Genomic DNA, 20,136 nt, shown 5'->3' with positions numbered 1-20,136 from the left:
CAGTCCTCCAATCCGCTCGCCCGGCGTCGCAGGCCAGCTCGTAGGGCTCGGTGCCGGCACGGCGGCAAGGCCGGTTCCGGCGTCCGGCTCGCACCGGAGCGCCCGCGAGTCAGCGAGCGTTACCGGTCATCATGACGGCTCTCGACTCCTCTCGCCGACAAGCTCGACAGATGGCGATCGGAGCCGATCAGCGGCAGTGCCTGGCATTTTCGCTAGCGACATGGATCGCGATTTGAGTCGCATTTTCAGTGACCGGTTTGGATCGCACACCCGTTAGCACTGTCAGCGGAATGCTGACGCTTGGCGAGTGTCAGTGGAATGCTGACGCCCATGCCGAAGGACTACGTGAAACATCACGAGACGAAGCGGGCCGCCGAGAAGCTCCTGACGGAGCGCTACGGCGACGAGGACGACGCCCGGTACGGCGGCTCGCTGTCCCCGGAGAAGGCGATCCTCGCCGTCCTGGTCGCCCTCGGCGGCTACGCCCCGCGCGGCCAGGAGAAGCCCGAGGTGCCGACGGAGGACGTCCTCGCCGCCCTCTCGCAGGTCGACGAGGCCCGCAAGCACCTGGACGCCATGGAGCTCAAGCTCATCCGCGCCGCACGCACCCGTGATGCGTCCTGGCAGAAGATCGCCGACGCGCTGGGGCTTGCCACCCGGCAGTCCGCCGAGACCCGCGCCCTGCGCCTGGAACGCGGCACGCACGCCTACCGCGGCCGCGACGTCGCCTCTCAGCGCCTGGACAAGGCCCGCGACCGCGCCGAACAGGCGTGGTGCGAGGAGAACGCCGAGCGACTCCGGGAGGTCGCCGAGCGCTTCTACGACACGTCCGGCGCCTGGGACCTGCAGAACCTGAACGACATCGACATCCGGGCCACCGTCCACGGGATCGGGGAGCTGCTGGCCACCGACGGGAGCCCGGCGAGGCTGGCCGGCCTCCTGGGAAGCGTGCGGTTCCACCTCGCCCCGTACGACGCCGAGGCGCCGAAGCCGACCGGCAAGCGGGCCGCCGACGCCGCGCAGGCCCTGACCGACCTCGGAGCGCTGCTCGCCGAGCAGTCGGCCGCCCGCAACCGCGTCACCTCCGCACGCCGCGAGACGACGTCGTGAGCGCCGAGGAGACGGTCGTCGACGTCGTCGACAGCAGCCTGACCGGCCCCGAGCTGCTCGCCGCGGCGGCCGCCGAGGTGGCGTCCTGGCCGTTCATCTCCCCCTCCCGCGCCCGCCAGGTGAAGTGGGTGGCCGGCGAGTACAGCCGGGCCCTGGCCCTCGCCGAGCACCCGCTGGGCGAGAAGGCCGCCGTCGAGGAGGTGTTCACCCGCGGCCCGGTCGAGGCGTACCTGCGCCTGGCCCGCACCGGCCGGCTTCGCGTGCGCCAGGCTGCCGACCCGTCGAAGGCCTCCGACAACTCCGAGCAGATCCGCCTCGAGGTCCTCCGGCTGCTCGTCACCGCCTGCGGCGCCGAGGACTTCGCCGACCTGCCGCCCCAGCCCGACCCGCCGAGCAAGCAGCCCGTCGCCAAGCGCCCCCGGGCCCTGCTGCGGGCCCAGCTCACCGAGCTCGCCGACGCCCCGGACGCCCGCACCGGCCAGCTGCGGATGCTCGCCGTCGGCGCGGTCGTCTCCGACACCGGCATCCGGGCCGGCGAGATGTGCGCCCTCACCACCGAAGACCTCTCGCCGACCCTGGAGGAGCTCCGCGCCGTGCGCCGGCCCCAGGGCTGGAGCGAGTCCGAGGCGTACACCGAACTGCTTCCCCTGTCCGGCCTGTCCCGGGCCGCGCTCAAGCGGTGGCTGCCCGAACGCCAGCTGCTGCTGACCCGGATCGGCGGCACCGCGACCGCCCTGTGGGTCTCCCTCCACGGCAACCACCACGACGGCCAGGCCGTCCCGGCCGGGACGCCGCTCATGCCCCGGGGCCTCGCCCGGGCGTGGACCAGGGCGGTCACCGAGACGAACATCGAGATGGCCGGACAGCCGTCCTGGGAGCCGCTGCCCACCCGCATGGAACAGCTGCGCCGGGGCGTGAAGCCCAAGGCCGTGGCGGCCCCCAGGCAGCCCGACGCGGAGAAGGCCGCCGTGCTCCTGGACGACGTCGCCGCCCGCGGCCGCGCGCTCGCCGAACTGCGCCGCGCGGGCGAGGAGAACTCCACCGCCGAGCTGCAGGCCCGCATCGCCGCCCGCCAGGCCGTGCGCGACGCGTGGGCCGAGGGCATCGAGCACACGGTGCAGCTGTCCGTCCTCGCCGAGGCGGGCCTGACAGACGAGGCCGCCCTCGCGGCCAGCGGCTGGGAACCGGTCCTGCTCACCGCGATCGACCGAGGTCGGGGCTGGGGACGCCCCTCGAAAGCAGCCGCCGCCCACTGACCTCGCACCCACGGCAAAGCGATCAATTCCGCTAGCTGAAATAGAAGCGAAATAGATCGCTGATCAGCGAGTTTTTCCAGTAGTCCCGACAGAAGTGCCTGGCTACCAATGACGCATAGCGAAGAGAACCGCGTATCCGCTCGCGAGATCGCTCACGTCGCCGTGTCCGGCTCCTGTGCCCGGCGGACGGGCCCGAACCGAGCCTCGGCCTCCTCGACGAGCCGGTCGGCGAGGCTGAGGTCGCCCAGTTCGACCGCGAGCACGGCGCGCACGAAGACGGCGAGCGGGACAGCGCCGGTACGCACCTCGAAGCAGCGCAGCACCCCGTCCGAGAACGCGGGGTGGTGGCGGCAACCTGCGGCGACGCAGTAGCCCTCGACGGCCAGGGCGAGGCGCCGGTAGGCGGCGTCCTTCTCCTCGGTGCACTGCGCGGGACAGCCGAGGTGGTCCAGCGTGATCCGCAGATGGGCGGCGTTCTTCTCCGCCTTCCGGATGGTCAGCCGCCCGCCGCCCGGCGTGACGTAGCGGCCGGAGGCGGGCACCGGGGCGTACGGGTGGATCAGCGGCAGCTTCACCTCCGTCCCGTGCAGGACGGGCAGCCCGTCGTACTCGATGTACGGGCCGGCGGCGCCACGGTCCTCGATGGTCATGCGGTCCTCGTCTCCCCCGCCTCGTCGGCGGGCTCGTGGTCCTGGTCCTCGTCGTCCTGGTGGCCGTCGGCGGGCCAGACGCCGAACGGCCCGGTCCGGCCGGGGCCGGCGGCGCCGAGCTGGGCGGCGCCGCCCTTGGTGCGGTGGTGGTCCCGGATCACGGGCGGGGCTCCGGGAGGGCGGGCACGTTGCGCAGCAGCGCGGCGGTCATCGCCAGGAGGGTCTCCGCCTCGGCCCGGTCGTAGAGGAAGTCCTTGGTGACCGGGTCGTTGTGCATGGCGCCGGACGTCTGGCTGTACAGGGCGTCCTGGATGCGCCACCAGCGCTCGGTCTGGTTGCACTGGCTGGCGAGCTTCTTCGACCCGGGCCTGTCCCAGTCCACGTGGTGCTGGATCCACTCCAGCGCCCGCCGGACCTCCAGGATCGACGCCCGGATCTCCCCCGTGGTCAGCAGCCGCTGGGCTTCCCGCAGCAGTCGGCCGACCTCGGCGCGCTCGGGGTCGCCGAGCGGGTAGGGCACGGCCATCTCGAAGGCCGCGGACGGCCCGAGCTGCGCGATCTGCTGCTCCCAGGTGCTCTTGGCGAGGGTGATGTTCTCCGTGGCCTGGGCACACCCCGGGTACCCGGGCGCCTGCGGCAGGGTGGCGTTGAGGTCGACCTCGAACCGCACGTCACCGTTGCGGGCCTCCTCGATCGCGTGGACCTGCAGCGACGTCAGCGGGAACACCAGGTTCACCCGGTGGACCGTCACGACGGGGGTGTACGCGAGGTTCGCCGTGATCCGGCCGAGCCGGGACCGCTGCGCCGGCGCGGTGCCGAAGCCGAACAGCTCCGCCTCCAGGGCGAGAATCTTCCCTGCCTCCGCGAACGGCGACACCCCGACGGCGAGCTGGACACTCAGCTCGTGGCCGCCCAGCGCGGGGCGCAGCCATGTCTGGGCACTGTCGACCGCCGTGGTGAACCGGATGTCGTCGAAGCGGAGTTCCTGCATGGCTCCCCCAAGGGCGTGAACGAACCGCTGATTCTGCCGGGCCGGGCCGCCAGCCATCGCCGGTTTCCGACGTCGACCGCGGTCTGATCGCGCCGGCCGCTCAGCTCGTCGGCCGCCAGCACCCGAAGCCGCCTGCGGCCGCTGGAGCGGCGAACGGGCCCCACCCCCTCCCGGTGGACCTCCGGCGGACGATCGCCCAGCACGCAGCAGCACAGGCCGCCTCCCGGGCCCCCGCCGTCGACCGCCCGGTGCACCATCCGCCCCACCGCCCCCACTCCCGGACGGACCCACAGGCCGAGGGAGCCCCGAGAAGACCCCTGTGCGGCCCGGAGAGCGCCGATCACAAGCCGGAGGCCCCGTTCCACCCCCGGCCCACGAACGGCCGTCAGGCGGCGATCTACGGACGCGCCGCCCCTGCTTCTTCCAGTTGCCGGGCGAAGCCCGTCCTTTCTACGGGTTGACCTGTACGTACGCACTCAGGCCAGCCCCCACGGCGCGGGGCCCGTCACTACGCCGACCACGACGATGCGGTCAGCCCCGCACCGGCCCTCACCCGAACGGGTGACGGGCCCCGCGCCCCTCTCCTCTGACCCCTAACAGGCCCTCGCGCCCTTGGGCGGGCCGGTCGGTCGCTCCGCTGCTCGATCCCCTGCGGCCGCACTGCGGTTGCGGTTCCAGCCTGGGCTTTCAGCGTGAGGAGGTCGGCCTGCGAAGTGGCGGTGGGTCCAGTACCGGGAGGACTGGACCCACCTGAGAGAGCCGCGCAAGGGCCTGTTAGGGGAAATGGGGGGCGGAATCCTCCGGCGCCTCGGCGCCGGCGAGCGCGGCGGAGCCGCCAACGCGCCCTCGCGCGCCACTACCTGTAGATGGCCTACGGCGTTCAGCGGCGCAACGCGCCGCAAGGCGCAACCCCGATCTTGGTTTCGATGAAGTTGGTGTCGATGAGCTTGGTTTCGTTCTGCGGTGGCGTTTCCACCACCTCGCGAGGTGGCGTTCACACCACCCCGCGAGGTGGCATCCATGCAACCTCCGGAGGTGGTACCAGTACCACCTCCGGAGTGACCTGCGGTTTTACGGCCTCAGAGCCCGAAATCGGGGTGAAAATCGGGGCTGAAATCGGGGCCCAGGACCCCCGGTTTTCGCCCCGGATTCGCGGTTCGCCGACCACCGGTTTCCGGGCCCGGTTTTCACCCCGGTCGCGCGGCCGCCCGCAGCTCCGATCCAGGGCCCACCAGCCACCTCCGGGTGGTGCCGGCGGTCCGGCTTCCCCGCTCGTCGAGGAGCTCCTGGGCGAGCGACGGCCCTCGGGCTGGGTGATGCGTGCGGCGCCTGAACCGAGGCCGCGGCATCATGGCGGCCCACGTCAGCGATCCGCTGACAGAGGTCTTTACGCGCCCCGATCGGCGACGGCCACGGTCTCGGCCGCGCTCAGCGCCGCCAGCACCTGCGCCTGGCCCTCCTCGACGCCCAGCACACCGGCGGCGAGCGCCTCGGCCACCCGCGCCGCGTGCCCGAGCGCAGCCGGCACCCCGCCCGCCTCCCGGCCCGCCCTCGCCTCCGCCAGGAACTCGACGGCGGCCGCCAGGGCGAGCGCGACGTCCCCGCCGTGGTCCTCCGGGCCGTTCATCGCCAGCGGCCGCAGCCACAGATCGGAGTGGGACTGCACGACCTGGTCGTAGTCGCGGTAGTCGACGACCGTGCCGCACCTCCCGCCGGCACCCTCTCCCGTGAACGACTTGCCCCAGCCTTCCTCCGCCAGCCACCGGTGCCGCGCGCACACCTCCACCCGGTAGTCGACGTCCCGCTCCTTCCGGCGCGACCGGCGCACGACGACCATCGTCGACGGCGCGGTGCACGTAGCGATCTGACGGAGCACCGGCATGGCAGCCCCTCCCCTTCTCTCGGCAGATGACCGGACCGAGCATGGCCGCGGCCGCGGCCGCGCCCGCCGTGCGCACTGCACTGTGCACGGCGGGCGTGACCTGGCTCTCACTTCGAGGCGCCTGCAGTCGCGTCAGCGATCCGCTGACGGGGGTGTGGCCCGGTGCCGGGCACGCCAAAACCCCGGTCCGGCCCCGGGAGGTCCGGGCGAACCGGGTGATCAGGTGAAGCGGCGGAGGGGAGAGCCCGACGGGCCCTCCCCGTCCCGTCAGCGCGCTGCGGCCAGGTCCTCGTGCTGCGCCATCTGCGCACCACGGCAGACGCCGCACAGTCCGTCCTCGGCCTCCGTCGTACGGCCGCACGGCGAGCCGTCCCAGCGGACCCCCGAGCAGGGCGCCGGGTCCGCGCCGTGCATGACCGGCATCGACGGCACGGCCGCAGCCGCGTCCGGCCCGGCGGCCGGCTCCTGGGGACGCTCGTGCTGGTCGCCGCCCAGGGCGTTCAGGCGCATCTGGTGGGCTTCCCGGGCAGCGGCCCGGGCCGCGAGCTGCGCCGCCAGGAGCTGACCGAGGAGATCGGCCCCGCTCTGCCGCGCAGCCTCCCGGGCCTCCGCCGCCTGCGACAGCGCCCACTCCCGCGCCTTCTCCCCCTCCGCCGGGGCCGACGACAGGGCGGTGATGTCGGCGGCCGCCTTCTCCGCCGCCCCCGCGATGTCGTTCTCGAACCCGGTCACGCACCGCGGGCACAGCGCGCCCTCGGTCCCCCGGTCCTGCTCGCACCCGGGGCACAGCAGCCCGGCCGCGACCGCGGCCCGTGCCGCCTTCTCCGCCTCGCGCGCGGCCTTGTGGTCGGCCTTGTAGTTCTTGCCGCGCTCGATGCACAGCACGCACGGGGCGCCGTCCGCCAGGAGCTCGCCGTCCTCGCAGCCCGCATCCGGGCACTCGCCGTGCCGCAGCATGGCCACCGCCGCGCCCACCGGACGCTCCAGACGGCCCGTCTCGAACTTCTCGGCGTACCCGTGCGTCGTCCAGCGCCGCAGCACCCGGGAGACCAGCTGTTCGGCGGTCCGCTCCTTCAGGGCCTTCGTCACCGCCGTCACCAGCGTCTTCGGCGCGTCGGTGTGCGCGGTCTCGCGCATCGCCTCCCGCAGCTCCGGCCGGAACGCCTCGAGGACCTGCAGCACCTCCGGCGCCAGCGGCACCTCACGCGCCTTCTTCCGCGCCTCCCGCGCCGGAGCGGGCTTCGGCTTCGCCGCGGGCTTGGCCTGCGCCGGGACCGTCGTGGCCGGCGACTTCTTCGCGGCCTCCGTACGGCCCTCCCACTTCGCGGCCGACCTGAACTCCGGGTGCGCGTTGTAGAAGTCCCGCAGCCGCATCTGGCCCTGGTAGCCGGCCGGAGGATTGAAGCGGACGAAGTACTTGTAGCCCTGGCGCATCCCGCCCGCGTACCGGTACTTCTCGGTGCGGATCGCGCCGAGCGCCTCCAGCTCCTTGCGGTAGGTGGCCACCTGCCGGTCGTCCGCGAGCTCCAGGACCACCGCGATGGCCTTCTGCTTCGGGCAGGCGATCCGCCGGTTCGGGTTCTGGATGTTCGCGTTGATGTGCTCGGCGAGGAAGGCGTACATCAGGTACGCCTTCGCCGACACGCCGGACAGCATCACCCACACCGGCACCGGCGTGTGGACGGTCGGCCAGTCCTCGGCGACCAGCTCGTCGCCCTGGTCGCCGTCGTACCCGTCGTCGTACGGCTCGTCGAAGTCGTTCATCGGGCCACCCCCGAGACCAGGGCGGTGGCGGTGCGGGCGGTGCGCGCGAGCGGGGTCACGTTCGTCATGAGCTGGGTGTACTCGCCAAAGCGGACACCCCCGCGAGCGCGGACTTCGGCCCCGGCCGGGGTGAGGCTCCCCACGAAGAAACGTCGGCCGAACCGGTCAAAACGCGCCGTAGTGACCTTGACGGATGAAGCGTCGGGCTGGTTAGCCACGACGGTCTTGCGTACGCTCATAGAGAGCGTCCTCCAATGCACGTTGGAGAGCTTCCACGACTGCGGGTGTGAGAGCCCGGGCAGTCCTTACAGGGGCCCCGCCGCAAGGCGGGGCTTCTTACATGTCGCCGCCAGTGAGAGACGCCCCGGAGGGCTAGCTGCGACACGCGATCAGTTCATCTTCCTCTTCCTACATCGGGGCCCAACGCCGGAACACACGTTTTCGTTGCTCTGGCCCCCGATCTCCCGCCCGGCGGGCAGGAACTTCGGTTTGCTTCCCGTCAGGCGGGACGGCCCCGGAGCTCGCGCAGGTGCGCGAGGAACTCCTGTGCCTCGGGGACGCCGCCGTACCGCTGGTGCAGCACGCCGCCGAGATCGCTGGCGACCATCGCGAGCGAGGGCACCGAGCGGCGGTTGCTGCCCAGGGCCTGCTCGCCGTACGACAGCGCCGTGTCGAGGTCGCCGGCACGCGCGGCGACCACGCCGAGCGTCACCCGCGCCTCGGAGATCCGCATCGGCGCCCGCTCCGTGCCGTCGAAGTCGGTGTTCACCCGGATCACCTCGCTCGCGATCTGCTCGGCGAGCCGGTCCTCGGCGACCCGGCGGTAGGCGTCCATCCGGTAGAAGTCGAACTTCGCCGGGTCCACGACGAAGTGGTGCTCCACGTTCTCCGGGTAGGGCATCCCCTCGAGGAGCCGGCGGCCCGCGTCGAGGGCGACCTCCGTCTGCTGCCGGTCCCCGATCCGCGCCCACGCCTTCGCCTTCTGCGCGTACAGCTGGACCGCCACCGACTCGTTCGGCGCCGCCGCGATCCCCGCGTCGGCGGCCGCGATGACACCGCGATAGTCCCCGGCCGTCAGGGCGAACCACGCCCGCATTTCGTGCGCCCAGCCGATGACGTGCGGGGTGCCGGCCTCGCCTCCGAGGTCCAGCGCGGCCCGCCGGGTCGCCTCGGCAGCCCGGCTGAGACCGGAGTCGTACTCGACACAGCCGACCAGGAGCGCGAGCTGCCCGGCGAGGGCGATCACCTCGCGGTGCTGGGACAGCGTCAGCCGCTGGTGCTGCAGGTTCGCGACCCGCCCGAGCCACGCCTTGCCCTCGATGAGCAGCTGCTCGGCGGGCATGTACGCGTACTCAGTGCAGAGCCGGTCCGTGGTGATCCGCAGCGCGTCGAGCGTGGCGGTGTCGACGTCGCTCGCCCGCAGACGGGACACGATGTCGACCGTGTCCATGCCGCTGACGGCCCGGATCTCCGCCCGCCCGTCCCGCTTGCCCGCTGCCGGGAACAGGGCGTACGTCGCGGTACCGAAGGTCGCTGCGATCACCGGGGCGTACTTCCGGGGGAAGGCCTCTCCGGCCTCCCACCGCTTCCACTGCCGCAGCATGTCGTGCTCGGCAGGCGCGTCGGCATCGAGGCGCAGCATCAGCGCGCGAACGGCTTCCACCTGGCTCCAGCCGCGGGCCACACGCTCCGCCACCATGCGGCGGGCCCAGTCCGGACGATCGTCAGACATTGAGGTCCCCTCTCCTCCCGTGCGGTACCCGCAGCGAATGCGGTCCGGCCTGGAGGTGCCCTGCGTCCAGCGGCGGGTCCTGATCGCGAGTTTGGCACGCGCGCACCGGCCAGCGGTGGTGACAAACGACGGGGACATTTCAATATCACCGGCGTTCGTCACTTTCGGCCGTGCGCACGCCAGAGCACCGTGATCCCCCTCAACAGGGAAACGAGGGAGGCGAGTTGTGCGAGCGACGGTCTTAGGCGAGAACATCGGCTTCACCTCCGTCCGTATCGTCGACCAGGCCGTGGTCGTCGCTCCGGCGGGCGGGGCGCTGGGCCAGCCATCCGGCGACGCCCGCGCCGCCCACTCCCCCGCCTTCGGCTGTGCGCACGTACTCGAAGCCGTTCTCCAGGTAGTAGCGCTGCAGGCCGCGGTTCTGCGTGTTGACGTTGATGCGGATCCAGCGCCCGCCGCTCCTGGCGGTGCGGTCGCTCGCCCAGTCGAGGATCCGGCGGCCGAGACCGGAGCCGCTGAACTCTCGCAGCACGATCAGCTTGTGCAGGTGCAGGCACGGCTCCGACAGCTCGGCGGCGGACCACAGATCCGGCTCCGGCTCGGTGTCGAGGGTGACCGTGGCCGCCGTACGCACCCCGTCGCGCACCATGAAGACGGCGCCGGCCTTGATGCTCGCCAGGATGTGGTCCGGCGGGAAGGCGTTACGCCACTGGTCGATGCCACGGTCCGCGAGCCAGTTCGACGCCTCGTTGCGGTACTGCAGGAGGCGCGGCAGGTCGTCCGGCGTGGCACGGGTGATGATCAATGAACGTCCTTCTGCTTGAGGGCGCTCAGGTCGCCGATCTCGTACTTGATCCGGTTGAGGTCTCCTCGAAACGTCGAGATGGTGCAGCGGACCGGCCGCTCAGGGGTGTATCCGGTCCGCGTCCAGACCAGGACGGAGACGCCGGCGCCGATCTGCAGCTCTCGGGATTCCTCCGGCGTCGGGGGCCGGGACTCCCACTCATCGACCATGCCGACCTGGACGACGTCGCGATCCGCGAGGTACCGGGTCGTCCCTTCCTCGATGTCGTTCGGCTCCGCCAGGCGCGGCCGCTCGTCGACCAGCCACTTCGGGTAGTACGTGGCCTGCGTCGACCAGGGGGTGTCATCCACGAACCGGTGGCAGTAGCGCAGGACCGTGGTGTCACCCGGCTCGATCCAGAGACGGGCGGCGATCTCCGCCGGGGCCGGCACCATCTGCACGCGGAAGGTCTGGTGCGGGCGCCGTCCGGCCTGCAGGACCTCGTTGTCGTAGGAGTCGCCGTCCTCAGCGGTCGTCCACTGCAGGTTCTCGAACCGCGAGGCATTGAGAGTGAAGACGTCGTGCTTGCGGACCTGGTACGGACGCCCCTGGGAGGAGATCACCAAGCCCTCAGCGACGAGGGTCTGCAGTCCCTGCCGGATCGTGTTGCGCGAGGCGTCGAAACGCTCCCGCAGCTCACGCTCCGAAGGCAGATCGGTGCCGGGCGCGTAGATCCCTGCGGCGATTTCCGACCGCAGGATGTCGGCCACTCGGCGATACAAAGGCGTCGTCATGGGGCCATCTTGCCCCACTGAACGGGCTTGTCGGTACATGTAGACGCTTCCCTCTTGACTCGTCACTCGGGGTGGGTGCAGGATCACCTTACAGCTTGTCCCAACAAGCGGGGCAAGAGGGCTAGCAGGGATTTCTTTGGGGATTCTTGCGCCCAAAAACGGCGACACCGGACCGCCTCGGAGCTGTACCGAGCCCGGTGTACCGAGAAGAACTCAACAGAGCGACTGAGAGAACAGCGCAACCCTTTCCGCTGCTCAGAGGGCCTCAAAGGCCCCGTCAGCGAAAGGTGTCCAGACGGATTCGGCCCGGCGCATCGCCTGTACGGGATGTGCCGTGGCCGTGGCGGTCTGGCCGCCAACCGCACCATCCCTGCCCAGTCCCGAGAAAGCGGCTCCCCGGCCTTGTCTGTCCAGGACCACCGGGGAGCCGCGCAGGGCCGTTACCCAAGAGAGGACCGACCCCGTGAAGAGCATCGTCGCAGGCCGAATCGTGATCAGCGAGACCGAGTACGTCGAGGCCGCCCTGGGCGACTTCGTCCCCACCGCCCAGGACCTGAAGGCGTTCGCCGAGTTCGTCTCGGACACCTACGACTCCGTCTCCTCCCGGAACGAGGTCGACGTCGAGAACACCGTCTACTACGGCTCCCTCACCTCCAACGTCGTCTCCCTGCCGCGCGGCGTCGCCCGCACCACGGCCCGGGCCCGGAAGGGAGGCCGAGCCGCATGAGTGCCGAGACCACCACGAAGACGAAGGCGCCGGCCCCGGCCGGGATAGCGCTGCTGGCCCTGTGGCTGCGGACCGGGCTGACCCTCGCGGGCATCGCCTGGACGCTCGGGTTCGAGACCGCCTGGTGGCAGCGCGCCCTGATGGCGGCCGCCGGCCTGACCCTGGCGCTGCTCGACACCAGCGGCCGCCTCGGCGGCGGGGCCCACGAGCTGATGACCGCCGCGCTGGAGCGCCTGAGCTGGCTGCGGATCCCGCTGGCCGTCATGGGCGCCGCGTGGCTGATCGACGTACTGACGCTTCCGGCATCCGGCCGGGTCGCCTTGGCGGCCGCGGTCGTGGCGGTGGCGCTGATGGAACGAGTCGGCCCGGCGAGCGCCGCGGCTGCGGGAGGTGCGCACTGATGGGGTACCGCGAGGAGAAGCGGGCGGACGACGCCCAGCGGCGCGAGCAGGACCGCCAGGACACCGCGCTGCGGATGGACAAGCAGCTCGAGGCCCAGCGGATCGCCGCCGAGGAGAAGCGCAAGGCCGCCGACGCGGCCGCCGAGCGCAAGCAGAAGGCCGCCGATGCCGCCGCCGAGCGTCAGCGGAAGGCTGACGCCGAGAAGCAGCGGCTCAAGCGGCAGGCCAAGGCGCAGCGCAAGGCCGCGTGGGAGAAGCGGATCCGGTGGGTGCGGGACAACGGCGACGTCGCCGCCGTCCTCGCGGTCATGTTCTGCGGAATGCTGCCCGCGCTGGTCGCCCAGTTCGGGGCGCTTCGGTCCATGGGCATGGGCCTGCTGCTCGCCGGTCTGCTGCCGTTCCTGCTGGAGCTGGGCGCGTGGGCGGCGACGGCCGGCGAGGCGAAGGCCCTGCGCGAGAAGCGCAGCGTCACCCCGTACCGGATCACGGTGTGGACGTTCACCGCGCTGGCCGCCACGGTCAACGCGATCCACGGCTACAAGGACTTCGGCGGGGTCGGCGGCGCGCTCGTGCTCGCCGCCTCCTCGATCGCGCCGGTCGCGCTGTGGCACATGGTGATGGCCGGGCGGCACTCGCAGAAGGCCAAGCGGACCAAGGCGGAGATCGCCGAGGAGAAGCGGCGCCGGGAGGAGGCCAAGGAGAAGGCGCGGCACCTCAAGCAGCGCCGCCGCCACCATCCGAAGGTCGCCAAGGAAGCCGACCGGCTGCTGTCCGCCGCGACGTTCGACTCGATCACGGCGGAGGAGGCGTTCGCGGCCGCGTGGCGGATCATCCACGGCACCGAGCCGGGCATGACGCCGGAGCTCTACAAGATCGCCACGGCGTCCCGGCTGAGGGTCGGGGAGGCGTTCGAGGTCGCCGAGGAGAAGCGTCCGGAGATGATCCGGGCGGGGCTCATGACGGGGCTGCTCTCTCCCGTCCCCAGGCGCCTGTCTGACGGCCTCCCGGTGATGGGTCCGAGTGTTCCGCTCCCCGCTCTCCCGGCGGGTCGCCAGGGGGCTACAGCCCAAGCGGGAATTGGGTCGTTCGCGTCTGGCGGCCCCTCCCCGGAGGGGGCGAAGAACGGTTCCGCGGACGGCTCCGGAGACAGTGCCGGCGCCTCCCCCAAGCGCCGCTCGGACGAGGAGCTGGAACAGCTTCTCCCCCAGGCGCACGAGCACGCCGCGGACCTCGTCGCGGAGGGCAAGCAGATCAGCGCCGCGAGCCTCGCGAAGCGGATGCAGATCCGGCGCGAGGACGGGATGTGGCTGCGCGACCGGGTCATCGCCGAGCGCAAGCTGCGGGTCGTCGGCGAGTAGCCGAGCGGCTCAGCGAGCAACCTGGCGAGCGCGCCAGAAGACATGAACGACGACGCGAAAGCGGACCTCTACGCGATCTTTTCCGCTAGCCGAATAGATCGCTTCACAGCTACCTCAACCACACAGATACGAGACGGGGTCGGACCTCCACGGCCAAGCGATGGCCGACCCCGTCTCGCCCACCTCGCATAGGAGGCGAGTTCCAGCATGACCGAGATCGACGAGCGCCCGAACACGACGGGCCAGCGCAACAAGATCGCCGAAGCCGCCGAGCTGGTGGTCTCCACCCAGTTCGGCTCCACCTCGATGCTCCAGCGCAAGATGCGCGTCGGCTTCTCCGAGGCGGGCGCCCTGATGGACCGCCTCCAGGAGCTCGGCGTGGTCGGCGAGCCGGAGGGCTCCAAGGCCCGTGACGTCCTGGTCAAGCCCGACCAGATCGACGAGCTGCTGCGCCGCCTGGAGGACGAGGCGGAACCGCTCGGCGACGTGATCCCGCTGGCCGACTACCGCGTGGCCGTCGAGCCGACCGTGATCCTGCCCGCCGTGGGTGAGCCGGTCGACTTCGCCAAGCTCCCGCCCCAGCCGACCGCCCCGCCCGTCTTCCCGCCGGCCCCGGCCGCCGACGAGGACCAGGAGCACGACGAGGACCAGGAGGAGGCCGACCAGGCCCCGGAGAAGGTCGACGCCGAGGGGTTCGTCAAGCGGCCCCGGCCGGGCTGGGCGAGCGTCGAGGGCTTCAAGGCCCGCACCTCCTTCCTCGCCCTCAACGGCCTGGACTGGCTGCAGTACCAGGCGTGGAACACCCCGCGCTACATCGGCCAGACCCCGCGCGGCTACGGCCGCCTGATCAGGAAGTGGGGCGAGGGCTACCGCGCCGACTTCCCGCAGATGATCAAGACGGCGAAGGCCGAGATCAAGAAGGCGAAGGGTAACCCGACCGCCGAGGCCAAGGCCAAGGCGCTCCGCGACGCCCGCAAGGCCGAGTACAAGGCCCACAAGAAGGGCTACCGGATCAAGTCCGCCATCGGGGGAGGCGTCGGAGCCGGGGCGCTGACCGCGGGCGTCCTGCTCGGCCCGACCCTGACCGACGCCGCGATCGGGCTCGGTGCCGTCATCCTCGGGTCGGCCGCCGGCCGCCCGCTCAACTCGGAGGGGGAGCCCGTGGCGGCTTCGTCGCGCAAGGTCCAGCTCGGTGAGGAGTCGGTGCGCCGGGTCCTGGTGGAGGCCGGGGTCGTCGGCAAGGAGCGCGCCGAGGAGATCCAGATCGTCGACCTCCCGCACAAGGCGGACCGGGGCGTGCAGTGCACGGTCGAGCTTCCCCGGCGGCATCACCGCCGGCATGGCCGTCGCCAGGCTGGAGAAGATCGCCTCCGCGCTCGGCATCAAGCCCAGCCAGCTGGTCATCGAGGACGACTCCAGCGACGAGGGCCACGCCGGACGCATCGTGATGTGGATGGCTCGCCGCGACCCGTTCAAGGCCTCCCGGCCCTCGCCGCTGGCCAAGCGCAAGAAGCCGCTGGACACCTGGAAGGAGGGCATCCCGCTCGCCTTCGTCGCCAAGGGCCAGACGGTCGACTTCCAGCTGCGCGACGTCATGCTGCTGATCGCCGGCGCCACCCGCTCCGGAAAGGGCGTCGCGATCTCGAACATCAACTGCGCGGTGTCACTGGACGTCAAGGTCAACCTGCGCGACGTCGACGGAAAGGGCAGCGGCGAGCACAACGTGTACGCCCCGTTCGCCGCGTCGTTCTTCAAGCTCAACCCCGGCCGCCTGGTGGCTCTGCTGCAGGCCGAAGTCGCCGAAATGGAGCGGCGCTACGAAATCCTCGACGACCTCGGCGAGTCCAAGCTGACCGAGAAGCTCATCGACCGGCTCGGCGGAATCGAGCTCATCGTCGTCGACGAGCTGTACCCGTACACCACGCACCCGATCTACGGCCCGGTCATCGTGGAACTCCTCATCCACATCGCCTCGCAGGGCGCGGGCGCGGGCGTGCTGCTGGTCCTGGCCACGCAGGTGCCCGAGGTCGCGGTCGTGCCCAAGCGGCTGCGCGCCAACCTGGTGGGCCGCTGGGGCATGAGGACCGAGGGCCCGGCCGACTCCAACGTCATCCTCGGCGACGGAAAGGCCGGCGACGGCTACGACGCCTCGAAGATCGACGCCTCGTTGCGCGGTCTGGGCTGGCTGATCATGCCGGGCGTGGGCATCGAGCGGGCCCGCTCCTTCTACCCGGACGACGACGACCGCGCGGCGATCGTGGCGCGCGGCATCGAGTTCCGCCGCGAGGCGGGCCGCCTGCCGGGCCAGTGGGACGACCCGGTCGAGGCCTACCTGAAGAAGGTCACCGGCCACTCCTCGGCCGGAGGCGGCGTCAAGGGCAACGGGCGGCTGCCCGCCTACCAGCCCGCCAAGAACAAGGACGGCGAGCAGCCGGAGGCGGCCGAGCAGGTCAGCGCCGCCGACCTCGCGAGCATCAAGCCCAACGGCCCGATCCTCGCCGCCCTGGTCGCCCTGTTCGAGGCCAACGGGAGCGAGGACGGCAAGCCCGCGGCCTGGCTGCCGACCACCGAGGTGCTGCTGCCCGGGCTCGAGGAGCAGGGCCAGAAGATCACCCGCGAGAAGCTCGCGGCGATCCTCGGACGCTTCGAGGAGAACCGCGGCAAGCGCGAGTGGGAGGGCCGCCGGATCGCCGGCTACACCCACGACGCGGTGACCGCCGCGATCGACGAACTGGTCTCTGACCAGGGCTGATGACTCGGACACGACTCGGACACCGTTCCGGTCTGTCCTGATATGACCCGGACGGGGCGGTGTCCGACCCGGACGCCGCCCCCTCCGACTCGGACTGGCCCCCCGGCCGGGTCGTCCGGGTCCCGTCTGAGTCCATCACCGTCCTGACCTGCGTAAACGCGACTCGCGTCCGGGTTCGGTCCGAGTCGCAAACCAGGTCAAAGCGATCACGGGAGGAATCGTGCGCGTCACGATCAAAGTCCTCTGGATGACCCGCAACGGCGCTCCGACCGGCTGTCCGGAGTGCTCCACCGGCGCCGTCCAGTTCATGACCACCCAGCCGTTCGACGGATGGCCCGCGCGGGGCTGGTGCACCGTCTGCTCGCACAACTGGGAGGACGTGCTGATCACCAACGCCCTCGTGCGGCAGATCGCCGCCGAGTCCACCGGCCGCGTCAAGGCGACCGACAGCGACACCTTCGCCGTCGCCGCCCCCGGCCAGTACCTGGAGGGCGAGCTCGTCCCCGAGATCACCGTCGACGACCTGCGCGTCGTCTGGAAGAAGGCGTACAAGCCGCTGCTCAAGCGGGTGATCCGGCAGAAGAAGAACAAGGCGAAGAACGCCGCCAAGAGGGCAGTCGTCGGCACCGCGAAGAAGACGGTCGCCGCGCCGACCGCCGCCGTCCTCAAGGCCGCCTGGGGCGCCCAGGCGGGCGGCTGGGAGCCGACGGGCGACGGCGGGATCGAGAACCCCTGCCCCGCCGGATGCGACGCCGGCTGGTTCGACCTCGAAAGCCACATCCACGGCTCGCCGCGCGTCGTGTGCTCGCTGTGCTCCGGCTCCGGCGAGTACGAGCCCTGACCCGACCCGATCCCAAGGAGGACTCATGCTCACCGTCTCCGCCGTCGTCGTCTTCCTCGCCGCCGAGGCCGGACTGATCTGGAAGGGCGGCCTGAAGTGGTGGCACGCCGCCATCTGCAACATCGCCGCCCTGTACTTCGCCGCGACGGCCGCCGGCCCCAGCGTCTACGGCGGCCTGGAGTCGGCCGCCGAGATGGTCAGCCGCATCCGCTTCTGACAGCCCGGCCGGGGCCGCTGGCCCACCGCCCGGCGGCCCCGGCCCCGAGGGAACAGCGCGCCGCCCGCCCTTTCATCCATTCCAGGGAGACCAGCCATGAAGCGCCCGAAGACCGTCACCTACCGCTGGGACGTCAAGGTCACCAAGCCCCTGCCCGGTGACCGCGACATCACCGGCTACGGCGGCTACGTCCAGAAGCCCGCCGACCTCGACACCGCCGCCGCCGTCGCCCAGGTCGTCGAGGAGATGACCGACTGGGCGGTCAGGGCCGGCGCGGTTCCGGCCCCCGGCGGCGTCACGGCGCACCGCTTCGGCGCCTGACCGGCGCGGGCCGGACGGCGCTCCGTGCAGGGCCGGCCGTCCGGCCCCTTCCCCCACTCCACCCGTCCCCTTCCCGAAGGAGTCCGCTTCCCGTGGGCGTCAAGTACGTGCTCGTCGAGCCGGATCCGCCGAGCTGGTGGGTCCGCAACAAGACCAAGGTCGTCATCGCCTGCGCTGTCGTCGCCGTGCTCTACCTGCGCGACGGCAACGGCGCGGCCGACGACGGCCCGCCGCGTCCTACCCCGACGCCCAGCGTCAGCGCCACCCGCTAGCCCGGCCGATCCCGCCGGCCCCGGGGCGACTCTCACCGCCCCGGGACCAGGCGGGGACGCCCGGTCAGCCCGACCGCGCCTCCCGTCGACGAAGGAGAGCACCGTGTCCGTCCACGACCTGATCGCCCGCCTGCAGGGCAAGAAGCGCGCGTACGACACCACCGAGGAGGTCGTCGAGCTCCTGGACGAGCAGGCCGCCCGCGTCCATGACGAGCGGCTCCCGGCCCACCTGCGCGGCGTCACCGCCATCACCGAGCGCCTCGGCTACCAGCCCGGCCTGCTCGCCCTGCGCGGCGAGACGTACGACAGCGCGCTGTACCTCGAGGCGCTGGTCACCAACGCCCGCAGCCAGGGCCTGGATGACCTCGCCGAGGACCTGGCGGAGCTCGCCGAGCTGATGCACGAGGCCACCGGCAAGCTCGCCCGCGCCGTCCACGCCACCATTCCGGCGCCCGAGATCCCGCTCACCCGCGCCGCCTGACCTGCGGAAACAAAAGTCACGCCTACAAAATGTAGGCACACTCTAGACATGCCTACAAAGTGTGGGCATTCTAGTGATGCGGCCCCGAACGGGAGCCGCGGAAGTCCAGGGGAGGACACCCGCTCATGACCGAGACCTACTCGCTCCGCAGCACCCCCGGCCCCGGCCTCAAGGCCCGGCGCATCACCACCCGCGCCCTGCGCGAGATCAGCGACCGGATCGACGGCGTCGCCATCACCGCCGCGTTCGCCGTCGCCGCCACCTCGCTGTTCGACTTCGGCCCGGCGGCCATGCAGCTCGGCGACACCGCCCTGATGATCGCCATCGTCGCCCTGTGGGGCGCGGCCAAGCTGGTCGGCGAGATGGCCGCCGACGTCGCCGACTGGATCGACCCCGACGCCACGGACGGCGACACCCTCTGGATGGCCGCGGAGCTGTTCAAGCAGCTCGGCTTCGACGTCCAGAACGGCGCCGACAAGGACGACGTCCTCGCCGCCCTCCAGGCCACCCGGGTCCTTCCCGCCCTGAGCAGCACCCTCAAGGACCTCCAGGCCGCCTACGCGGCGGACGACGAGCAGGACGAGGCCGACGACCTCAGCACCGCCGCCCGCCAGGTCCAGTACGCCGCCGAAGCCCTCGGCGACAAGCAGTTCTGACCCCGCCCCGGGGCGGCCGCCATCCCGGCCAGGAACTCCGGCCGCCCCGGGCCTTCGCACCGCACCACCCAACCGACGATTCGAGGAGAACCTCAGTGACCACCCGCAAGCTCACCGCCGAGACCACCGGACCCGTCACCATCGACGCCACCCTCACGGGCCACGGCGGCATCGTCACCGTCCGCGCCGAAGCCGGCTGCGAGCGAGCCACCCTGACCATCCACACCGCCGACGAGGAGGGCGAGGCCGCCGACGCGGTCCGCGCGGCGACGCTCCGCCAGGCCAGCACCACCCTGTACGCCAGCGTCCAGGGCAAGGGCGGCGCCGGCGGCGGCACCACGATCATCACCGGCGGCGGCCGCCGCGTCGTCCAGTCCGTCGTCAGCAACAACCACGGCTCCGTCGTCCAGGTCGGCGGCAGCGTCATCGGCGGCAACTTCGTCGGCGTCAGCGGCGGCAACGTCGTCGGCGACGTCGTCATCAACGGCGTCCGCTTCACCGGAGGCGGCGGCGCCACGATCATCCAGGGCAGCTCGCCCATCGAGATCACCGCCATCGTGCCCGAGGGCAGCTCGGTCATCGGCGGTACGCAGTCCGCCGACATCGTCGCCGAGGGCGCGCTGCTCAACGTCAGCGGCAACACCCAGTCCGGCGACGTCCGCGCCGGCCACGTCAGCAAGGTCGCCGCCAGCACCCAGTCCGGCGACGTCCGGGTCGACAAGGCCGCGTTCATCGACGCCAAGACGATGAGCGGCGACATCCGGCTGGGCAGCACCGACGTCGTCGAGGGCACCACCATGAGCGGCGACATCGCCATCGCCGACTTCGGCGGCTCCGCCCGGCTCAAGACCATGTCCGGCGACATCCGCGCCCACGCCACCACCGGCGGCGACCTCAGCGCCAGCACGATGTCCGGCGACATCGACATCACCGCCACCGAGGCCGCCCTCGCCGACGACCTGGACGTCATCACCAGCACGGTCTCCGGCTCCGTCCGCGCCCCCCAGCGCCGCATGGGCGGCTCCCAGCCGCGCCGCCGCCGCTGACTTCGCCCCGGGGCGGCCGCCATCCCGGCCAAGGAACTCCGGCCGCCCCGGGCCTCCGAACCGCTCCACAACCGGAGCAGGAGGAGATCCCATCCTCCCCG

General features: G+C 71.7%; 22 protein-coding genes and 1 pseudogene. 14 read left to right on the top strand and 9 right to left on the bottom strand.

What is annotated here, in order from left to right:
• The first annotated feature begins 330 nt into the window (after positions 1 to 330).
• Both AC2RP6_RS38410 and AC2RP6_RS38405 read left to right on the top strand, forming a co-directional pair.
• Positions 331 to 1,110 (top strand): hypothetical protein, encoded by a 780-nt coding sequence (locus tag AC2RP6_RS38410; RefSeq protein WP_486450753.1) that lies wholly within the window; start codon positions 331 to 333, stop codon positions 1,108 to 1,110.
• The gene (locus tag AC2RP6_RS38405; protein WP_486450752.1) at positions 1,107 to 2,366 is read left to right on the top strand and encodes a hypothetical protein; all 1,260 of its coding nucleotides are present in this window, start codon (positions 1,107 to 1,109) and stop codon (positions 2,364 to 2,366) included. Before AC2RP6_RS38410 ends, AC2RP6_RS38405 begins: the two co-directional genes overlap by 4 nt.
• 152 nt (positions 2,367 to 2,518) lie before the next feature.
• Here the strand turns inward: AC2RP6_RS38405 and AC2RP6_RS38400 are convergent, their stop codons facing one another.
• From AC2RP6_RS38400 to AC2RP6_RS38360, 9 genes are all read right to left on the bottom strand, one after another.
• The gene (locus tag AC2RP6_RS38400; protein ID WP_486450751.1) at positions 2,519 to 3,016 is read right to left on the bottom strand and encodes a DUF6420 family protein; all 498 of its coding nucleotides are present in this window, start codon (positions 3,014 to 3,016) and stop codon (positions 2,519 to 2,521) included.
• Complete coding sequence (locus tag AC2RP6_RS38395) at positions 3,013 to 3,177, bottom strand: hypothetical protein (protein ID WP_392630141.1); 165 nt, start codon at positions 3,175 to 3,177, stop codon at positions 3,013 to 3,015. The genes AC2RP6_RS38400 and AC2RP6_RS38395 overlap by 4 nt, the downstream gene beginning before the upstream one ends.
• Positions 3,174 to 4,007, bottom strand: coding sequence for a hypothetical protein (locus AC2RP6_RS38390; RefSeq protein WP_392630143.1), 834 nt, complete (start codon positions 4,005 to 4,007; stop codon positions 3,174 to 3,176). The genes AC2RP6_RS38395 and AC2RP6_RS38390 overlap by 4 nt, the downstream gene beginning before the upstream one ends.
• 1,387 nt (positions 4,008 to 5,394) lie before the next feature.
• Positions 5,395 to 5,889 carry a hypothetical protein gene (locus AC2RP6_RS38385; protein ID WP_392016986.1) on the bottom strand — a complete coding sequence of 165 codons (495 nt, stop codon included), beginning with the start codon at positions 5,887 to 5,889 and terminating at the stop codon, positions 5,395 to 5,397.
• Positions 5,890 to 6,156: 267 nt separating this feature from the next.
• Entirely contained in the window at positions 6,157 to 7,653 is a 1,497-nt protein-coding gene (locus AC2RP6_RS38380; RefSeq protein ID WP_486450750.1) for a hypothetical protein, read from the bottom strand.
• Positions 7,650 to 7,892 carry a hypothetical protein gene (locus tag AC2RP6_RS38375; protein ID WP_392016992.1) on the bottom strand — a complete coding sequence of 81 codons (243 nt, stop codon included), beginning with the start codon at positions 7,890 to 7,892 and terminating at the stop codon, positions 7,650 to 7,652. Before AC2RP6_RS38375 ends, AC2RP6_RS38380 begins: the two co-directional genes overlap by 4 nt.
• Positions 7,893 to 8,152: 260 nt before the next feature.
• A complete protein-coding gene (locus AC2RP6_RS38370; protein ID WP_486450749.1) occupies positions 8,153 to 9,523 on the bottom strand; it encodes an NsdA family TPR-like regulatory protein in 1,371 nt (456 codons plus the stop codon).
• Between the two features lie 103 nt (positions 9,524 to 9,626).
• Positions 9,627 to 10,190, bottom strand: a complete 564-nt coding sequence (locus AC2RP6_RS38365; RefSeq protein WP_486450748.1) for a GNAT family N-acetyltransferase — start codon at positions 10,188 to 10,190, stop codon at positions 9,627 to 9,629.
• Complete coding sequence (locus AC2RP6_RS38360; RefSeq protein WP_392017000.1) at positions 10,187 to 10,963, bottom strand: GntR family transcriptional regulator; 777 nt, start codon at positions 10,961 to 10,963, stop codon at positions 10,187 to 10,189. Before AC2RP6_RS38360 ends, AC2RP6_RS38365 begins: the two co-directional genes overlap by 4 nt.
• Before the next feature lie 463 nt (positions 10,964 to 11,426).
• Here AC2RP6_RS38360 and AC2RP6_RS38355 point away from each other — a divergent pair, with 463 nt between their 5' ends.
• The 12 genes and pseudogenes from AC2RP6_RS38355 (at position 11,427) to AC2RP6_RS38300 (ending at position 20,035) form a co-directional block, all read left to right on the top strand.
• Positions 11,427 to 11,690, top strand: coding sequence for a hypothetical protein (locus AC2RP6_RS38355; RefSeq protein WP_486450747.1), 264 nt, complete (start codon positions 11,427 to 11,429; stop codon positions 11,688 to 11,690).
• The gene (locus AC2RP6_RS38350) at positions 11,687 to 12,091 is read left to right on the top strand and encodes a hypothetical protein (protein ID WP_486450746.1); all 405 of its coding nucleotides are present in this window, start codon (positions 11,687 to 11,689) and stop codon (positions 12,089 to 12,091) included. Before AC2RP6_RS38355 ends, AC2RP6_RS38350 begins: the two co-directional genes overlap by 4 nt.
• Positions 12,091 to 13,449, top strand: coding sequence for a DUF2637 domain-containing protein (locus AC2RP6_RS38345; RefSeq protein ID WP_486450745.1), 1,359 nt, complete (start codon positions 12,091 to 12,093; stop codon positions 13,447 to 13,449). Before AC2RP6_RS38350 ends, AC2RP6_RS38345 begins: the two co-directional genes overlap by 1 nt.
• Positions 13,450 to 13,704: 255 nt before the next feature.
• Positions 13,705 to 13,926: pseudogene (locus tag AC2RP6_RS38340) on the top strand (DNA translocase FtsK); the annotation flags it as partial.
• An 862-nt stretch (positions 13,927 to 14,788) separates the two neighbouring features.
• Positions 14,789 to 16,201, top strand: coding sequence for an FtsK/SpoIIIE domain-containing protein (locus tag AC2RP6_RS38335; RefSeq protein WP_486450744.1), 1,413 nt, complete (start codon positions 14,789 to 14,791; stop codon positions 16,199 to 16,201).
• A gap of 220 nt (positions 16,202 to 16,421) precedes the next feature.
• On the top strand, positions 16,422 to 17,042 hold the full coding sequence (locus AC2RP6_RS38330) for a hypothetical protein (protein ID WP_486450743.1): 621 nt from the start codon (positions 16,422 to 16,424) through the stop codon (positions 17,040 to 17,042).
• Positions 17,043 to 17,067: 25 nt separating this feature from the next.
• Positions 17,068 to 17,259, top strand: coding sequence for a hypothetical protein (locus AC2RP6_RS38325; protein ID WP_362612234.1), 192 nt, complete (start codon positions 17,068 to 17,070; stop codon positions 17,257 to 17,259).
• 96 nt (positions 17,260 to 17,355) lie between these two features.
• On the top strand, positions 17,356 to 17,580 hold the full coding sequence (locus AC2RP6_RS38320) for a hypothetical protein (protein ID WP_486450742.1): 225 nt from the start codon (positions 17,356 to 17,358) through the stop codon (positions 17,578 to 17,580).
• A 92-nt stretch (positions 17,581 to 17,672) separates the two neighbouring features.
• The gene (locus tag AC2RP6_RS38315; protein WP_486450741.1) at positions 17,673 to 17,852 is read left to right on the top strand and encodes a hypothetical protein; all 180 of its coding nucleotides are present in this window, start codon (positions 17,673 to 17,675) and stop codon (positions 17,850 to 17,852) included.
• A gap of 103 nt (positions 17,853 to 17,955) precedes the next feature.
• A complete protein-coding gene (locus tag AC2RP6_RS38310) occupies positions 17,956 to 18,333 on the top strand; it encodes a hypothetical protein (RefSeq protein ID WP_362612241.1) in 378 nt (125 codons plus the stop codon).
• A 125-nt stretch (positions 18,334 to 18,458) separates the two neighbouring features.
• A complete protein-coding gene (locus tag AC2RP6_RS38305; protein WP_392630094.1) occupies positions 18,459 to 18,989 on the top strand; it encodes a hypothetical protein in 531 nt (176 codons plus the stop codon).
• A gap of 95 nt (positions 18,990 to 19,084) precedes the next feature.
• Positions 19,085 to 20,035 (top strand): DUF4097 family beta strand repeat-containing protein, encoded by a 951-nt coding sequence (locus AC2RP6_RS38300; protein WP_486450740.1) that lies wholly within the window; start codon positions 19,085 to 19,087, stop codon positions 20,033 to 20,035.
• Positions 20,036 to 20,136 lie beyond the last annotated feature (101 nt).

This window comes from Streptomyces sp. WAC03905 (genome assembly GCF_057371075.1).
The sequence above is the reverse complement of the archived record's forward strand: the minus strand, read 5'-3'. Positions and strand labels throughout refer to the sequence as shown.

Coding starts and splice junctions, on each gene's coding strand:
- AC2RP6_RS38410 (WP_486450753.1), top strand. CDS start 331: ATGCCGAAGGACTACGTGAAACATCACGAGACGAAGCGGGCCGCCGAG.
- AC2RP6_RS38400 (WP_486450751.1), bottom strand. CDS start 3,016: ATGACCATCGAGGACCGTGGCGCCGCCGGCCCGTACATCGAGTACGAC.
- AC2RP6_RS38390 (WP_392630143.1), bottom strand. CDS start 4,007: ATGCAGGAACTCCGCTTCGACGACATCCGGTTCACCACGGCGGTCGAC.
- AC2RP6_RS38385 (WP_392016986.1), bottom strand. CDS start 5,889: ATGCCGGTGCTCCGTCAGATCGCTACGTGCACCGCGCCGTCGACGATG.
- AC2RP6_RS38380 (WP_486450750.1), bottom strand. CDS start 7,653: ATGAACGACTTCGACGAGCCGTACGACGACGGGTACGACGGCGACCAG.
- AC2RP6_RS38375 (WP_392016992.1), bottom strand. CDS start 7,892: ATGAGCGTACGCAAGACCGTCGTGGCTAACCAGCCCGACGCTTCATCC.
- AC2RP6_RS38370 (WP_486450749.1), bottom strand. CDS start 9,523: ATGTCCCCGTCGTTTGTCACCACCGCTGGCCGGTGCGCGCGTGCCAAA.
- AC2RP6_RS38360 (WP_392017000.1), bottom strand. CDS start 10,963: ATGACGACGCCTTTGTATCGCCGAGTGGCCGACATCCTGCGGTCGGAA.
- AC2RP6_RS38350 (WP_486450746.1), top strand. CDS start 11,687: ATGAGTGCCGAGACCACCACGAAGACGAAGGCGCCGGCCCCGGCCGGG.
- AC2RP6_RS38345 (WP_486450745.1), top strand. CDS start 12,091: ATGGGGTACCGCGAGGAGAAGCGGGCGGACGACGCCCAGCGGCGCGAG.
- AC2RP6_RS38335 (WP_486450744.1), top strand. CDS start 14,789: ATGGCCGTCGCCAGGCTGGAGAAGATCGCCTCCGCGCTCGGCATCAAG.
- AC2RP6_RS38325 (WP_362612234.1), top strand. CDS start 17,068: ATGCTCACCGTCTCCGCCGTCGTCGTCTTCCTCGCCGCCGAGGCCGGA.
- AC2RP6_RS38320 (WP_486450742.1), top strand. CDS start 17,356: ATGAAGCGCCCGAAGACCGTCACCTACCGCTGGGACGTCAAGGTCACC.
- AC2RP6_RS38305 (WP_392630094.1), top strand. CDS start 18,459: ATGACCGAGACCTACTCGCTCCGCAGCACCCCCGGCCCCGGCCTCAAG.